A 13,943-nucleotide genomic window follows, 5' to 3' on the forward strand; every position below is an offset into this window, starting at 1 on the left:
CATGGCCAAGGGCGCAGAGGCATTCCGGTCCATCGGCGAGGTCGCCAAGCTGATCGGAGTCGCGCCGCATGTCCTGCGCTATTGGGAGACGCAGTTCAGCCTGCTGAAGCCGATGAAGCGTGGCGATGGCCGCCGCTATTACCGACCCGACGACGTGCGACTTGCCGCCGGCCTCTGCGAGGTGCTGCGCGACGAGGGGCTGACCATCCGCGGTGCCAAGAAACTGCTGGCCAAGGATCGCGGGGAATCGGTCCGGGCGCGCGGCGCGCTGAAGCTGGGCGAGGTGCTGGAAGCCGAGGAGGCCGAGGAGACGGCGGTGGTCGAGACGCCTGCCGCCCGGCCACCCGCCGCCGAGCAGACGGCCGCCAGCCTGTCGGAACAGGACGAGCCCGCCCGTGGCCCGCGTGCGCGCAACCGCAAGCGCCCGGCGGGTCATGCCCCCGGCCCGCTGCCGCTTTTCCCCGAAGATGCCGTTACCGCGCCTGCCTCAGCTGCCAAGGCCAGCCCCGTCGATGCCCGGCAGGCCGGTTGGCTTGGTGAACTGACCCGCGCCAACGGGGCTTTGCGTGCCCATCCGGGCGGCTCGCATCTGCCCGATCGGGCGCTCGAGCAGGCGCTGCGGCTGCTGGACGCCATCGCCGATCACTATTGATCAGACGAGATGTTTGGCCGGCATGATTTTTCCGCCTTCCGGCCCTTGTGCTGCCCGTCCGCTTCGATCTATATGGCCGGCGTCGGGCCGTGGCGCAGCCTGGTTAGCGCGTCCGTCTGGGGGGCGGAAGGCCGAGAGTTCGAATCTCTCCGGCCCGACCATTCCGAAAACGCCCATCCCCTTGCGGGGGTGGGCGTTCGCTTATCCGGGGGTTTCTGATGAACGGCGTCCTTCCTGACACGCGGATCAAGGCGCTGATCGCCGAGGGCGCGATTTCCGCCAGCCCCGCGATCATCCCCGAACAGATCCAGCCTGCCAGCCTTGACCTGCGGCTTGGCACCACTGCCTATCGCCTGCGCGCCAGCTTCCTGACCGGCAAGGGCCGGCGGGTGATGGAAAGGCTGCCGGATTTCCAGATGCACCAGATGGACCTGACCGATGGTGCCGTGCTGGAACGCGGCTGCGTCTATCTGGTGCCGCTGATGGAGCGTCTGGCCCTGCCGAAGGGGCTGACCGCCGTTGCCAATGCCAAATCCTCGACCGGGCGGCTGGACCTGCTGACCCGGCTGGTGACCGATGACGGCACCGAGTTTGACCGGCTGCCCGAGGGCTATGACGGCCCGATCTATGCCGAGATCTGCCCGCGCAGTTTCAGCGTGCTGGTGCGGCCGGGGATGCGGCTGAACCAGCTGCGGCTGCGCGAGGGGCAGGCGGTGCTGACCGATCCCGAACTGGTGTCATTGAACGAGGCGCAGCCCCTCGTGACCGGCGGCCCGGCGCTGATCGATCAGGGGCTGGGCTTTTCCGTCGATCTGCGCCCCGAGACGGGTGATCTGGTCGGTTACCGCGCCAAGCCGCATAGCGGCGTCGTCGACCTGGACCGGATCGGCGCCTATGACGCGCGCGAGTTCTGGGACCAGCTGCACACGACCGAGGGCCGGCTGATCCTCGATCCCGGTGCCTTCTACATACTCGTCAGCCGCGAGGCGGTGGCGATTCCCCCTGATTACGCCGCCGAGATGGCCCCCTATCTGGCGATGGTGGGCGAGTTCCGGGTGCATTATGCCGGCTTCTTCGATCCCGGCTTCGGCGTGGGCGAGGCCGGCCACGGTGCGCGGGGCGTGCTGGAAGTGCGCTGCCACGAGGCGCCCTTCGTGCTTGAACACGGGCAGGTCGTCGGCCGTCTGGTCTATGAGCGCATGGCCGAGCGGCCCGAACGGCTCTATGGCGAGGGGATCAAGTCGAACTACCAGGGGCAGGGGCTGAAGCTGGCGAAACAGTTCGCCTAAGCGGTCCAGATGGCCGGGTCGGCAATCTCGATCGAATTGCCTGCCGGATCGCGGAAATAGATCGAGCGCGCGCCGTTCGGCCAGTGGAAATCCGCCTCGATGGCGATGCCTGCGGCTTCCAGATGCGTGCGCCAGCGGTCCAGCGTCTCGGGCGCGGCGGCAAGGCAGTAATGCCCCGGACCGCGCGTCCCATGCGGCGGCACCGGCAAGCGGGCGTCAGGGGCGGGTGGATGCTCGGTCACCTCGGCGCGGAACACCAGCAGCACCTGTGGCCGGGGGCTTTCCGCGACACGGAAGAAGGCATGACGGTTCGGCACCCGCTGGAAGCAGGGCAGACCGATGACGCCCTGCCAGAACCCCACCGCCGCGTCGAGATCATCGACGTAAAGCGCTGATTCCAGCGTGCCGAGCTGCGGCGGAATGGCAGAGGTCTCGCTCATCTTCCCAGCCTGCCACGGGGGACGAGATGCCGCAATGCGTCATGCGCCTGTCACAGCCGCAGGCTATTCCTTGGGCACCAATACATGCAGGGGCTTGTCAGATTTCCGACGCGATATATAGTCATCGTATCGGATCGAAGCTTTGCCCCGAAACCGCCTGAAGGGGCAGATGGGAAGGCGCCTATGCTGGACGACCACGGTGATTTCAGGACCCATTTCGTGCGCGAGCCCGCCAGCCTGCGCCATCACCCGGCACTGGTCCTGAACGCCGATTACCGTCCGCTCTCCTACTACCCACTGTCGCTCTGGCCCTGGCAAGAGGCGATCAAGGCGGTCTTCCTGGACCGGGTCAGCATTCTGGCCGAATATGACGAGGTGGTCCGAAGTCAGCGACAGGCCTTCCGGATACCCTCGGTTGTCGTTCTGAAGGATTATGTGAGACCCAGGAAGCGCGTGGCATTCACGCGCTTCAATCTTTTTCTGCGGGACGAATTTTCCTGCCAGTATTGCGGTGGCAAGGGCGACCTAACCTTTGATCATGTGGTGCCGCGCTCGCGCGGGGGGATTACCTCGTGGGAGAACGTGGTCGCCGCCTGTTCGCCCTGCAACCTGAAGAAGGCCAACAAGTCGCTGCGCCATTCCGGCATGAGCCTGCGCCGCCAGCCGCGCTGCCCGACCAGCGAGGAGATGCACGCCCATGGCCGCCGCTTCCCGCCGAACCACCTGCATGAGAGCTGGATGGATTTCCTCTACTGGGATGCCGAGCTGGAAAGCTGACAGCCGGTTGAGCGATGACCCCGCCCGGATGCGCCGCGCAAGCGGCCCGGGCGAGCGCCTGCCCGTCCCCCGGGCTGGCGCTTTGGTGCCGCTGGCGAGACGGTCGAGGGCAGGAGGGACTTGGCACCATAAAGGGAACTGGCGAGGCGTCGGCGGCGCCATCCCACGGGCCGGCGCGCGCCCTCTGTCGGCATTCCGCTAAGCCCGCGCCTCGCTCACCTCGCTGCGAACAGCCATCGCGTGCGCGAGCGTCAGGCGCGAGCGTTTGCCGGGGCCGGGCGCAGGCTCCGGGAAATCGGACCGACAATGCGCCCCCCGGCTTTCATCGCGCAGCAGCGCCGCCGCCGCGATCAGGGTCGCCGTGGCAGTCATGTTCAGGAAATTCGGGTCATCGCCCGCCGCCCGTTCCAGCGCCGCGATCCGCCGCAGCGCCTCGCGCAGCCCTTCGCCGCTGCGGACCACGCCGACGAGATCGGTCATCGTGTGGCGCAGCTGGCTGACCGCCTCGGGGTCCGAGGCCCTGCCGCCTGCCACAAAGCTGACCGCGACCGGCGCGGCATCCGTCCGCTCGGGCAAAGCCTCGGCGATATCCACAGCGCAGATGCGGGCATAGACCAGCGCCTCCAAAAGACCGTTCGAGGCCAGACGGTTTGCCCCGTGCAGCCCGGTCGAGGAGGCCTCGCCGCAGACCCAGAGACCGGGCAGCGAGGCACGGCCCTGCGCGTCGGTGGCAATGCCGCCCATGTGGTAATGCGCGGCGGCGGCCACCGGGATCGCATCCGTCACCGGGTCGATGCCATTGCGCGCGCAGGCCGAGGCCACGGCGGGGAACTGCGTCAGGATGCGTTGGCCAAGTGCCGCGCGGGTATCGAGCATCGGGCGCTTGCCGGCCTGTGTCTGGGCGAAGATCGCGCGGGCCACGACATCGCGCGGCGCCAGTTCGGCATCGGGATGAACCGCCCGCATGAAGCGGTCGCCGTCGCGGTTGATCAGCACCGCGCCCTCGCCGCGCAGCGCCTCGGTCGCCAGGGGCGCCGGGTCCTCGCCCACATCCATCGCGGTCGGGTGGAATTGCACGAATTCCGCATCGGCGATCTCGGCCCCCGCCCGCGCGGCCATGCCGATCACCTGACCCCGAATGCGTGGCGGGTTGGTGGTCAGCGCGTAAAGCCCGCCCGAGCCGCCCCCCGCCAGTAGCACAGCAGGGCCTTGCAGCAGGACCGGTACGGAGCCATCGGCATCGGCGGACTGGATCACCACGCCGGTCACGCGGCCTGCGGTCATGTCCAGCGCCACCGCCATCGTGCCTTCCAGCACCTGGATCGAGGGTGTGTCGCGGACCTGCTCGATCAGCGCGGCCATGATCGCGGCGCCAGCCTGATCGCCCTTGACCCGCACGACGCGGGCGAAGCTGTGTGCCGCCTCGCGCGACAGGACGTAGCCACCATCCGCGCCCCGGTCGAAGGGCGTGCCGAGGCTGGTCAGGTCAAGGATATGTTCGCGCGCCTCGCGCGTCACCCGCCGGGCAACCTCGGCATCGACGATGCCCGCACCGGCGCGCTCTGTGTCCTCGGCATGGCTGTCGGGGCTGTCGGCCAGCGCCATCGCCGCCGCCACCCCGCCCTGCGCCCAGGCTGAACTGGCACCGCTCCCAAGTCGCTCGGGCGAGATCATCACCACCGGGCGCGGCGCCAGCTTCAGCGCGGCGTAAAGCGCCCCCAGCCCGGCGCCGACGATGATGACGCGATCGGTCGCGATCCGCTGTTGCGCCACCAGCGTCAGAGACCCAGCTTGCGCGACAGGTCGATCATCCGCTGTACCGCCAGCCGCGCGCGGTCAGCCACGGCCGGATCGACATGGACCTGGTTTTCCATGCTGTGCAGCACCCAGAGGATCTTCTCCAGCGTGATCTTCTTCATATAGGGGCACATGTTGCAGGTCTTGGCGAAATTCACCCCCGGCAGCTCGTCGGCGATGTTCGCCGCCATCGAGCATTCGGTGACCAGCATGGCTTGCTGCGGCTGGTTCTGATGCACCCAGTCGATGATGCCCTTGGTCGAGCCGGTGAAATCGGCCTCGGCCACCACTTCCGGCGTGCATTCGGGATGGGCGATGATCTTGATGCCGGGATTGTGCGCGCGATGGCTGCGCAGGTCCTCGGCGGTGTAAAGCTCGTGCACGATGCAGGAACCGGCCCAGAAGACGACCTTCTTCTTCGACTTGTTCGCCACGTTCTGCGCGAGGAACTGGTCGGGGGTCATGATGACCGTATCGCCCGGCATGGCATCGACGATCTGCAGCGCATTGGCCGAGGTGCAGCAGATGTCGGATGCGGCCTTCACCTCGGCGGTGGTGTTGACATAGCTGACCACCGGCGCGCCGGGATATTTCGCCCGCATCTGGGCCACGCCCTCGGCGGTGATGCTTTCGGCGAGGCTGCAACCGGCCTCCATGTCGGGCATCAGCACGATCTTTTCGGGGCTGAGGATCTTCGAGGTCTCGGCCATGAAATGCACGCCGCCCTGCACGATCACATCGGCGTCCACCTCGGTCGCCTTCATCGCCAGCTGCAGGCTGTCACCGACGAAATCGGCCACGCCATGATAGATCTCGGGCGTCATGTAGTTATGGCCAAGGATCACCGCATTGCGCCTGCGCTTCAGCTCCAGAATGGCCTTCACATAGGGCGCGTGGATGGCCCAATCGGGCAGGGGCACCACCCGTTTCATCTTCTCGTGGATATCTGACATCGATTCCGCGAGGTCCAGCGAGGGCGCGAGGTCGTAATGATCAGCCAGTTCGGCGCGAACATGGGTCAGGTCAAGCAACGGCAGCACTCCGATTGGGGGCAGGGGTGGCAGCGGGTTAGCCCGTCTGCGCGGGAAACCCAAGGGCCAAGTTGACCTAGCGTCACCGGTCGGGGCCTCGGGAATTCGGGACGGCGCCAAGCCGTGCGAGCTCGCCCGGCAGGTCGCCATAGCCGGTCTTGCGCCGCTGGTAGGCCAGACCCAGCCGCGCGGCGGCCTCTTCGGCCTTGGCGTCCAGCGCCGGGTCATCGGTCTGGGCCAAGTAGATCAGCCGCTCGTAATGGGCGAAATAGATGTCGCGCAATTCGGGGTGGCGATCCAGCGCCATGGCGCGCCAGACGAAGGCGTCGAACTGCCGGACCAGGAAATCGGTCAGGAAGAAGGCGGTGAATTCTTCGTCCTGACGGGCGGCATGGTCCTCGATCCCGTCGAAGAACGCATAGCAATGCGGCCCCGGGATCATCTCGACCCCCAGCGCCTTGCAGCGCGCCTCCAGAAGCCCGCCGGTGCCACAATCGGCATAGACGACGATGGCCTTGTCATAATCGGCGCCATGCTTTTCCAGCGCGGCCTCGACCGCGTCGGGAATGCGCTCGGGGCGCAGGTGCAGGTCGGCGGGCAGGCAATGCAGGTCCATATGCGCCCAGCCATTGGCCTCGCGCACCGCCAGGATCTCGCGCGCCAAGGCACCGCAGGCCAAGAGCAGCGTGCGGGGCAGGGTGGCGTTCTCGGCCGGGGTCAGGTCTTGGATCTCAGCCTTCATTGTCCCGCATCGACAGGTGCAGCACCGCTGCCCCCGTGAGCGCGATCAGCGCCAGTGCGACCAGCGGAATACCCGCAGACAGGCTCGCCCAGATGGTCAGGGCGGCGGCCAGGATAACAGCGGCGATCATCACCAGGAAATGCGGCAGCGGCATGATGTCCTCACTCATCTTGCCCCACCAATATGGGGCCGGGCAGGCGGGATGAAAAGGCCGAGTCTGCGATTGTGGTTCATTTGTTGGGGTGACGTTGCGGATGGGCGGGTCCTTGCCGGTCGCGTCTGGTCGGGGCGGTTCGGAATGGCGCCGCCGCGACTTTCGATCAGCCTTTGCAATTATAAATTGAATATGTGAAAATCTGCGACAAATTAACATGTGTTAATTGAATCAAATTTCCCAAAAGATAAACCCGTGGCATATTCCCTGATAGTTTCTGCAGGTGCCAGTGCCCGGGGCCGAGGGGTGGCGCGATATTCCCGCGTCACCACCGCCGGACGGGATGTTGTAGGAGTTCGACATGCCACTGAATCCAAATGGAAATCTGATCGGAACCTATCTGGGCGACCTGCTGTGGGGCAGGGCCCTCGTGCTGGGTGATGGCAGCTATGACAATTACAGCGATACCGGCAATCCCGGGGCGCTTTTCGGTTATGGCGGCGACGATACGATCTATGGCGACATCTATTATGATGGCGATGACGGGATCGAGGGTGACGAGGCCCATGGCGGCGACGGCAATGACCTGATCTATGGCGATACCGGTCCAGAGGCGGGCGCCGACTGGAAGCTGGGCCTGACCGGCGGTTCCGACCGGCTCTATGGCGATGCCGGCAATGACACCATCTTCGGCGAGCACGGCAACGACCAGCTTTACGGCGGTACTGGCGACGATGGGCTGATCGGCGGCTGGGGCAGCGATGCTCTGCGCGGCGGGGATGGCAATGATGTCATCTACACCGACCAGGATTCGCTGACGATCCTGCACGCGACCGGCTGGTACAATTCGGCCTGGGGCGGGGCGGGCAATGACACGATCGTCGGTGGCCGTGGGGTCGACGAGGTCTATGGCGACCTGGGCAATGATTCCATTCGTGGCCTTGCCGGGAATGACGATCTCGAAGGCGGCGACGGCGCGGATTACATCTTCGGCGGCGACGGCGATGACCTGATCGATGGCGGCGGTTATTACGCCAGTTCCGCCGATGCCTCGGACAACCTTTTCGGCGAGGCCGGCAATGACAGCCTCTTCGGCGGCTATGGTCACGATAGGCTCTATGGTGGGGACGGGGTCGACCGGCTGGTCGGCGGCGATGGCAATGACGTCCTCTCCGGCAATGCCGGCGCCGACATCTATGACTGCGGGGCTGGCAATGACCTCTACTTCCTCGAGGGGGGCGATGTCTTCCGCTTCGAATATGCCGATACCGGCATCGACACGCTGGCCAGCAACACCAACCGCACCCTGGGCGCCTATCACGAGAACCTGACCCTGTTGCAGGGCACCGCAGCCTGGGCGGGCAGCGGCAATGCGCTGAACAACACGATCATGGGCAATACCAACGCCAACCTGCTGCGCGGCGGCGGCGGCAATGACGTGCTGAACGGTTTCTATGGCAATGACAGCCTGATCGGCGGGATGGGGGCCGACCGGCTGATCGGAGGCGAGAGCGCCGACCGCTTCATCTTCAACAGCCGGCTCGAATCGACCTATGCCGGTGCCGGTCGCGACGTGATCACCGATTTCAGCCTGGCGCAGGGCGACCGCATCGACCTGCGCGTCATCGATGCCCGGACCACGATGGCGGGGGATCAGGCCTTCAGCTTCATCGGGGGGGCTGCCTTTACCGGCGTGGCGGGGCAGCTGCGGTGCCAGGCGGTGGGAACCCAACGCTGGATCTCGGCCGATGTGAACGGCGACAAGGTGGCCGATTTCGGCCTGTTCCTCGACGACCCGCTGGCCGTTACCTCCAGCTATTTCCTGCTTTGAGCCCTGCAGGAAAAAGGGCGGCACGCATCGCTGCGGCCGCCCCGAGGCAAAGTGCCCGTCGCTCGGCGGCTCAGGCGCCGGCGGCCAGTTGGTTATGCTTGCGCTTGATGAAGTCCTTGGCGGTCTCGACCGCCACGGCGGCATCGCGGCAATAGGCGTCGGCACCAATGGCGCGACCGAATTCCTCGTTCAGCGGCGCACCGCCCACCAGCACGATGTAATCGTCGCGGATGCCCTGCTCCTTCATCGTGTCGATGACGACCTTCATGTAGGGCATGGTCGTGGTCAGCAGCGCCGACATGCCGATGATGTCGGCCTCTTCGCGCGCGGCGGCTTCCAGGTATTTGTCGACGGCATTGTTGATGCCCAGGTCGACCACCTCGAAGCCTGCACCTTCCATCATCATCGAAACGAGGTTCTTGCCGATGTCGTGGATGTCGCCCTTGACCGTGCCGATGACCATCTTGCCCATGCGCGGCGCGCCGGTCTCGGCCAAGAGCGGCTTCAGGATGGCCATGCCGCCCTTCATCGCATTGGCGGCCAGCAGCACCTCGGGGACGAACAGGATGCCGTCGCGGAAATCCGCGCCCACGATGGTCATGCCGGCGACCAGCGCCTTGGTCAGCACGTCATAGGGCTGCCAGCCACGTTCCAGCAGGATGTGGACGGCTTCCTCGATCTCGTCCTTCAGACCGTCGTACAGGTCATCCATCATCTGCTGGACGAGGTCGTCGTCGTTCAGTTCAGAGAGGATGATCTCTTCGTCTTCATCAGCCATGATCGGACTCCACTTCGCGTTTCCCGCCCTTTGAACGGTATTTGGCCCTTTGGATAGCAGAAATCCGACATGGCGCGCTATGCCGGCGACGCCTGTGGCGAATCTCTGGTCAATGTTCTCGTTGTGTTCTATTCTTGACCCATGTTGTCGCCCCGCAATCCCGCTGAACGCCTGAAGGCCCGTGGCGCCGATACCCGGCCCGCGCCGCGCTTTGACCGGCTGCGCGCCGAGTCCGAGGCCGATGGCTGGGACCTGCCGGATGAGGAACAGCTGCTCAGGACCGAGATCGTCACCGAACAGCCGCGCAGCATCATCACCCGCAACACCAGCCCCGACATTCCCTTCGATCGCTCGATCAACCCCTATCGCGGCTGCGAGCATGGTTGCATCTACTGCTATGCCCGGCCCAGCCACGCCTATCTGGGCCTGTCGCCGGGCCTCGACTTCGAGACCAAGATCACCGCCAAGCCCAATGCCGCACGGTTGCTGGAGCAGGAGATCGCCCGCGCCAGCTACAAGGTCGCGCCGATCGCGCTTGGCACCAATACCGACCCCTACCAGCCGGCCGAGGCGAAATTCGCCATCATGCCCGGCCTGCTCAAGGTGCTGAACAGCTGGAACCACCCGGTCACGCTGGTCACGCGCGGGCAGACGGTGCTGCGCGACCTGGATCTCTGGGCCGAGATGGCGGCGAAATACATGGCGGCGGTGGGTATCTCGCTGACCACGCTGGATGCGGGCCTCGCCCGGCAGATGGAGCCGCGCGCGCCGGCGCCCGCCACCCGCCTGCGAATGATCCGCGAGCTGTCCAAGGCCGACGTGCCGGTCAGGGTCATGGTTGCGCCGGTGATCCCGGTGCTGAACGAGCCCGAGATCGAGGCGATCCTGACCGCCGCGCGCGAGGCCGGGGCGACCACGGCGAGCCTGATCCCCGTCCGCCTGCCCAATGAGGTCGCGCCGCTGTTCCGCGACTGGCTGGAGCGGCACCACCCCGGCAAGGCCGCGCATATCATGAACCGGGTGCAGGCCATGCGCGGCGGGCGCGACAATGACCCGCGCTTTGGCCACCGCTTCCGTGGCGAGGGGATCGAGGCCGACCTGATGCGCCAGCGCTTTCGGTTGGCGCGCAAGAAGCTCGGCTATTCCGAGCGCGCGCCGATGATGGATTGCAGCCGCTTCGCGCCGCCGCCCCGCGCCGGCGACCAGTTGAGCCTGTTCTGACCCTGCGCCTCTAAACGCTTGATTCGCGGTTCTGTTAACGCCAACATGACGGGGCAATGCAGTGCAGGACCGCGAGGAGGCCGTCGCATGTATCCGACCCTGACCGAGATGGGCATCACGTCGCCGAACGAGATCAGTTCCTACGATTATTTCGAGGGGCCGAATGACGAGGATATCCTGCGCGTCAGGTATCGCCGCAAGCCCGGCTCGCTTCTGCCCGACACGCGGGTCTATCGCTTTCGCCGCATCGGCGTCGGCACGCCCGGCACGGCCGAGGAGGGGGCGCAGGAAATCTCGCCGACGCTGAGCGCGGCGATCGTCGAGCTGGACAGCTTGCTGGCCGCACGGGGCGATGTGGCAACGCTCGCCAGCCAGATCGACGAGGCGCTGAAGGCGGTCGAGATGGAGCTGGCGCGGGTGCGCGCGCTGACAAGGCAGATCAAGGAGACGACGGGAAGTTGAGGCGGGATCGCCGGCGACCCGACCCGGAACAAGGGCGTCAGCCCGCCGGGTCAGCGGCCTGCCGTCCCGGCGGCTGGCCGCTTTTGTGACCACAAGCGCCGAACGGCTGTTCGATATACTGGTGCCATAAAGCGCGTCGCTCAGCCGCCCCAGCGGCCACCCACGGCAGGCCGCTGACCCTGTGTTGCTCTCAAGACCAAACGAAAAGGCCGCGCAAGTTGCGCGGCCCCTCCCTTACCCCCGGCGGCGGCTGGTGCGCTCGCGCTTGGGGCCATTGTCGTCGGTGCCATCGCTGGCCGAGGAGAACCCGCCCAGCTTTTCCGCCACCGCTTCCAGCGTCGGACGCTCGCCACGCGGGCGGGTTTCCAGCGCGTGGCGCATGGCGCGCAGATGCTCGGGCATGGTGCCGCAGCAGCCGCCGATGATCCGCACGCCAAGATCGCGGGCCAGCACCGCGTATTCGCCCATCAGCTCGGGCGTGCCGTCGTAATGGATATGGCCATGCTCGAAGCGCGGAATCCCGGCATTGCCCTTGGCGACGATCGGGCGCTCGTTGCCCGAGGCGACAAAGCCCATCACGGTACGCAGAAGGTCCGAGGCGCCGACGCCGCAATTGGCGCCATAGGCCACGGGTGCGTTCGGCAGCTTCTCGACCATCGCCGACATGGCGGCCGAGGTCATGCCCATCATGGTGCGCCCGGCGGTGTCGAAGCTCATCGTGCCAACCCAGGGCATCCCGGCCAGGTCGGCGGCCTCGGCGGCGGCGCAGTATTCCTCGGGCGCGCTGATGGTCTCGACCCAGAGCACGTCGGCACCGCCCTCTTTCAGCCCCTCGGCCTGCTCATGGAACATCTCGACTGCGGCATTGTGGGTCAGCGTGCCCATCGGCGCCATGATCTCGCCGGTGGGCCCCATGCTGCCGGCGACGATCACGGTGCGGCCCGAGGCATCGGCGATCTCGCGGCCAAGCGAGGCGGCGACGCGGTTCAGCTCGCGCACGCGATGCTGCGACTGGTGCAGTTTCAGCCGGCTGGCATTGCCGCCGAAGCTGTTCGTGAGGAACAGGTCCGAGCCGGCATCGACCGCGCCCTTGTAGAGCGCGCGGATCTTGTCGGGCTGGTCCACGTTCCAGAGTTCCGGCGGCTCGCCTGCCGACAGGCCCATGTTGAACAGGTTCGTGCCGGTGGCCCCGTCGGCCAGCAGCCAGTCGCGTTCCGCCATCAACCGGGTCAGCGCGTCACTCATGGTCCAATCCTCACGTCAGGCCGTCTCGCCCCTGCTGTTTCACGGGCACGCCGGCAGGTCAAATTCATAAATCGCGGGTCTGACTTGAATCAGTTTCAACTCGCTTAAAGAAAACGCCGCGCCGATTGCTCGGCGCGGCGCAGATATCGGGATCACCGTCCGGTCAGGTCAAGACCTGACGCGCGATCAACGGTTGTCCGGGCCGTCCATATCGTCGTTGGCCGCACCGATTTCGTCGAACAGTTCGGCGATCTCGAATTCGGCTTCGGCATCGGCCTCGGCGGCCAGTTCCTGGATCGACTTGCCCTGCGCCTGCAGTTCGGCCTCTTCGGTCGAACGGGCGATGTTCAGGGTGACGGTGGCCTCGACCTCGGGGTGCAGCACGACGGTCACGTCATGCAGGCCCAGTTCCTTGATCGGGTTGCCCAGAACGACCTGTTTGCGGTCGATCTTGTGGCCGGCCTCGGCGGCGACGGTTTCCACGTCGCGCGGGGTGACCGAACCGTAAAGCGCACCGGCATCGGAAGCCGAACGGATGATGACGAATTTCTCGCCATCAATGCGCGCGGCCATCTTCTCGGCCTCGGCGCGGCCTTCTTCGTTGCGGGCTTGCAGGTTGGCCTTCTGCGCCTCGAAGGCGTCGATATTGGCCTGGCTGGCGCGCAGCGCCTTGCCCTGCGGCAGAAGGAAATTGCGGGCATAGCCCTCTTTCACCTTCACCACTTCGCCCATCTGGCCCAGCTTGGCCACACGTTCCAGCAGAATGACTTGCATCGGTCTGCCTCCTTATTTCACGGCGTAGGGCAGCAGGGCCAGGAAACGCGCGCGCTTGATGGCCTGGGCCAGTTTGCGCTGGTTCTTGGCCGAGACCGCGGTGATGCGCGACGGCACGATCTTGCCGCGCTCGCTGATGTAGCGCTGCAGGGTGCGGGTGTCTTTATAGTCGATCTTCGGGGCATTCTCGCCACCGAACGGGTCGACCTTGCGACGACGGAAAAACGGTTTGTTCGCCATTGGATCAGATCTCCTTACGCGCGTTCGCGGCGTTCACGACGCTCGCCGCCACGGTCACCACGATCGCCGCGGTCCCCACGGTCGCCGCGATCGCCACGGTCACCGCGCTCGTCGCGCTTCTGCATCTGGATCGAGGGGCCTTCCTCGTGCTCGTCGACGCGCACGGTCATGACGCGCATCACGTCATCGTGCAGACGGGCAAGGCGCTCCATCTCCTGCACGGCGGCCGAGGGCGCGTCGGTGCGGAGGTAGGCGTAGTGGCCCTTGCGGTTCTTGTTGATCTTGTAGGCGAGGGTGCGGACACCCCAGTATTCGTTCTCGATGACCTTGCCGCCGTTATCGGTCAGCACGGCCGAGAAATGTTCGATCAGCCCTTCGGCCTGCGTGTTCGACAGGTCCTGGCGGGCGATCAGCACATGCTCGTACAAAGGCATGGCGATCCTTTCTCAGTCTCAAGGCGCGCTTCAACGGCGGGTCAATCCTTCCACGCCCCGCCACGAGAGGCTGCAC

Annotated in this window: 16 protein-coding genes and 1 tRNA gene; 7 read left to right on the forward strand and 10 right to left on the reverse strand. The window is 66.0% G+C overall.

Translation table 11 applies throughout. The features are described from left to right. Position 1: 1 nt before the first annotated feature. From CX676_RS01385 to CX676_RS01395, 3 genes are all read left to right on the forward strand, one after another. Positions 2–652, forward strand: coding sequence for a MerR family transcriptional regulator (locus CX676_RS01385; protein WP_101751020.1), 651 nt, complete (start codon positions 2–4; stop codon positions 650–652). An 83-nt stretch (positions 653–735) separates the two neighbouring features. After that, positions 736–813 (forward strand) — tRNA-Pro (locus CX676_RS01390). Positions 814–870: 57 nt separating this feature from the next. Then, positions 871–1,941: a 2'-deoxycytidine 5'-triphosphate deaminase gene (locus CX676_RS01395; RefSeq protein ID WP_101751021.1), complete on the forward strand. Its 1,071-nt coding sequence runs from the start codon at positions 871–873 to the stop codon at positions 1,939–1,941. Here the strand turns inward: CX676_RS01395 and CX676_RS01400 are convergent. After that, positions 1,938–2,381, reverse strand: a complete 444-nt coding sequence (locus CX676_RS01400) for a VOC family protein (RefSeq protein ID WP_101751022.1) — start codon at positions 2,379–2,381, stop codon at positions 1,938–1,940. The two genes, CX676_RS01395 and CX676_RS01400, sit on opposite strands and share 4 nt — an antisense overlap. A gap of 183 nt (positions 2,382–2,564) precedes the next feature. Between CX676_RS01400 and CX676_RS01405 the strand changes: the two genes are divergently transcribed. After that, on the forward strand, positions 2,565–3,158 hold the full coding sequence (locus tag CX676_RS01405; protein WP_101751023.1) for an HNH endonuclease: 594 nt from the start codon (positions 2,565–2,567) through the stop codon (positions 3,156–3,158). 198 nt (positions 3,159–3,356) lie between these two features. Here the strand turns inward: CX676_RS01405 and CX676_RS01410 are convergent, their stop codons facing one another. From CX676_RS01410 to CX676_RS01425, 4 genes are all read right to left on the reverse strand, one after another. Further along, the gene (locus tag CX676_RS01410; RefSeq protein WP_101751024.1) at positions 3,357–4,934 is read right to left on the reverse strand and encodes an L-aspartate oxidase; all 1,578 of its coding nucleotides are present in this window, start codon (positions 4,932–4,934) and stop codon (positions 3,357–3,359) included. A gap of 2 nt (positions 4,935–4,936) precedes the next feature. Next, positions 4,937–5,986, reverse strand: a complete 1,050-nt coding sequence (nadA, locus tag CX676_RS01415) for a quinolinate synthase NadA (protein ID WP_101751025.1) — start codon at positions 5,984–5,986, stop codon at positions 4,937–4,939. 82 nt (positions 5,987–6,068) lie between these two features. Next, complete coding sequence (locus CX676_RS01420) at positions 6,069–6,728, reverse strand: DUF1638 domain-containing protein (RefSeq protein WP_101751026.1); 660 nt, start codon at positions 6,726–6,728, stop codon at positions 6,069–6,071. Further along, a complete protein-coding gene (locus CX676_RS01425; protein ID WP_101751027.1) occupies positions 6,718–6,897 on the reverse strand; it encodes a hypothetical protein in 180 nt (59 codons plus the stop codon). The genes CX676_RS01420 and CX676_RS01425 overlap by 11 nt, the downstream gene beginning before the upstream one ends. A 346-nt stretch (positions 6,898–7,243) precedes the next feature. On the opposite strand from CX676_RS01425, the gene CX676_RS23190 reads away from it, so the two are divergent. After that, positions 7,244–8,713, forward strand: a complete 1,470-nt coding sequence (locus CX676_RS23190) for a calcium-binding protein (protein ID WP_101751028.1) — start codon at positions 7,244–7,246, stop codon at positions 8,711–8,713. 70 nt (positions 8,714–8,783) lie between these two features. On the opposite strand, the gene CX676_RS01435 is transcribed toward CX676_RS23190, so the two are convergent. Beyond that, a complete protein-coding gene (locus tag CX676_RS01435) occupies positions 8,784–9,491 on the reverse strand; it encodes a corrinoid protein (protein WP_101751029.1) in 708 nt (235 codons plus the stop codon). A gap of 141 nt (positions 9,492–9,632) precedes the next feature. Between CX676_RS01435 and CX676_RS01440 the strand changes: the two genes are divergently transcribed. Both CX676_RS01440 and CX676_RS01445 read left to right on the forward strand, forming a co-directional pair. Continuing rightward, positions 9,633–10,712 (forward strand): PA0069 family radical SAM protein, encoded by a 1,080-nt coding sequence (locus tag CX676_RS01440; RefSeq protein ID WP_101751030.1) that lies wholly within the window; start codon positions 9,633–9,635, stop codon positions 10,710–10,712. Positions 10,713–10,799: 87 nt separating this feature from the next. Then, the gene (locus CX676_RS01445; RefSeq protein ID WP_157935818.1) at positions 10,800–11,174 is read left to right on the forward strand and encodes a DUF3461 family protein; all 375 of its coding nucleotides are present in this window, start codon (positions 10,800–10,802) and stop codon (positions 11,172–11,174) included. Between the two features lie 234 nt (positions 11,175–11,408). On the opposite strand, the gene bmt is transcribed toward CX676_RS01445, so the two are convergent. The 4 genes from bmt to rpsF form a co-directional block, all read right to left on the reverse strand. Then, on the reverse strand, positions 11,409–12,419 hold the full coding sequence (bmt, locus tag CX676_RS01450; protein ID WP_101751032.1) for a betaine--homocysteine S-methyltransferase: 1,011 nt from the start codon (positions 12,417–12,419) through the stop codon (positions 11,409–11,411). Positions 12,420–12,605: 186 nt separating this feature from the next. After that, positions 12,606–13,193, reverse strand: coding sequence for a 50S ribosomal protein L9 (gene rplI, locus CX676_RS01455; RefSeq protein WP_101751033.1), 588 nt, complete (start codon positions 13,191–13,193; stop codon positions 12,606–12,608). Positions 13,194–13,205: 12 nt separating this feature from the next. Beyond that, the gene (gene rpsR / locus CX676_RS01460; protein WP_101751034.1) at positions 13,206–13,433 is read right to left on the reverse strand and encodes a 30S ribosomal protein S18; all 228 of its coding nucleotides are present in this window, start codon (positions 13,431–13,433) and stop codon (positions 13,206–13,208) included. A 14-nt stretch (positions 13,434–13,447) separates the two neighbouring features. Continuing rightward, positions 13,448–13,867 carry a 30S ribosomal protein S6 gene (gene rpsF, locus CX676_RS01465; RefSeq protein WP_101751035.1) on the reverse strand — a complete coding sequence of 140 codons (420 nt, stop codon included), beginning with the start codon at positions 13,865–13,867 and terminating at the stop codon, positions 13,448–13,450. Positions 13,868–13,943 lie beyond the last annotated feature (76 nt).

The organism is Paracoccus zhejiangensis (genome assembly GCF_002847445.1).
In the GTDB taxonomy this organism is placed as follows: domain Bacteria; phylum Pseudomonadota; class Alphaproteobacteria; order Rhodobacterales; family Rhodobacteraceae; genus Paracoccus; species Paracoccus zhejiangensis.

What these genes read in the sequence shown, in the direction of transcription:
- rpsF (WP_101751035.1), bottom strand. Translation starts at nt 13,867, where the DNA reads ATGCCTTTGTACGAGCATGTGCTGATCGCCCGCCAGGACCTGTCGAAC.
- bmt (WP_101751032.1), bottom strand. Translation starts at nt 12,419, where the DNA reads ATGAGTGACGCGCTGACCCGGTTGATGGCGGAACGCGACTGGCTGCTG.
- CX676_RS23190 (WP_101751028.1), top strand. Translation starts at nt 7,244, where the DNA reads ATGCCACTGAATCCAAATGGAAATCTGATCGGAACCTATCTGGGCGAC.
- CX676_RS01385 (WP_101751020.1), top strand. Translation starts at nt 2, where the DNA reads ATGGCCAAGGGCGCAGAGGCATTCCGGTCCATCGGCGAGGTCGCCAAG.
- CX676_RS01395 (WP_101751021.1), top strand. Translation starts at nt 871, where the DNA reads ATGAACGGCGTCCTTCCTGACACGCGGATCAAGGCGCTGATCGCCGAG.
- CX676_RS01435 (WP_101751029.1), bottom strand. Translation starts at nt 9,491, where the DNA reads ATGGCTGATGAAGACGAAGAGATCATCCTCTCTGAACTGAACGACGAC.
- CX676_RS01440 (WP_101751030.1), top strand. Translation starts at nt 9,633, where the DNA reads ATGTTGTCGCCCCGCAATCCCGCTGAACGCCTGAAGGCCCGTGGCGCC.
- CX676_RS01420 (WP_101751026.1), bottom strand. Translation starts at nt 6,728, where the DNA reads ATGAAGGCTGAGATCCAAGACCTGACCCCGGCCGAGAACGCCACCCTG.
- CX676_RS01425 (WP_101751027.1), bottom strand. Translation starts at nt 6,897, where the DNA reads ATGAGTGAGGACATCATGCCGCTGCCGCATTTCCTGGTGATGATCGCC.
- CX676_RS01400 (WP_101751022.1), bottom strand. Translation starts at nt 2,381, where the DNA reads ATGAGCGAGACCTCTGCCATTCCGCCGCAGCTCGGCACGCTGGAATCA.
- CX676_RS01405 (WP_101751023.1), top strand. Translation starts at nt 2,565, where the DNA reads ATGCTGGACGACCACGGTGATTTCAGGACCCATTTCGTGCGCGAGCCC.
- CX676_RS01445 (WP_157935818.1), top strand. Translation starts at nt 10,800, where the DNA reads ATGTATCCGACCCTGACCGAGATGGGCATCACGTCGCCGAACGAGATC.
- rplI (WP_101751033.1), bottom strand. Translation starts at nt 13,193, where the DNA reads ATGCAAGTCATTCTGCTGGAACGTGTGGCCAAGCTGGGCCAGATGGGC.
- rpsR (WP_101751034.1), bottom strand. Translation starts at nt 13,433, where the DNA reads ATGGCGAACAAACCGTTTTTCCGTCGTCGCAAGGTCGACCCGTTCGGT.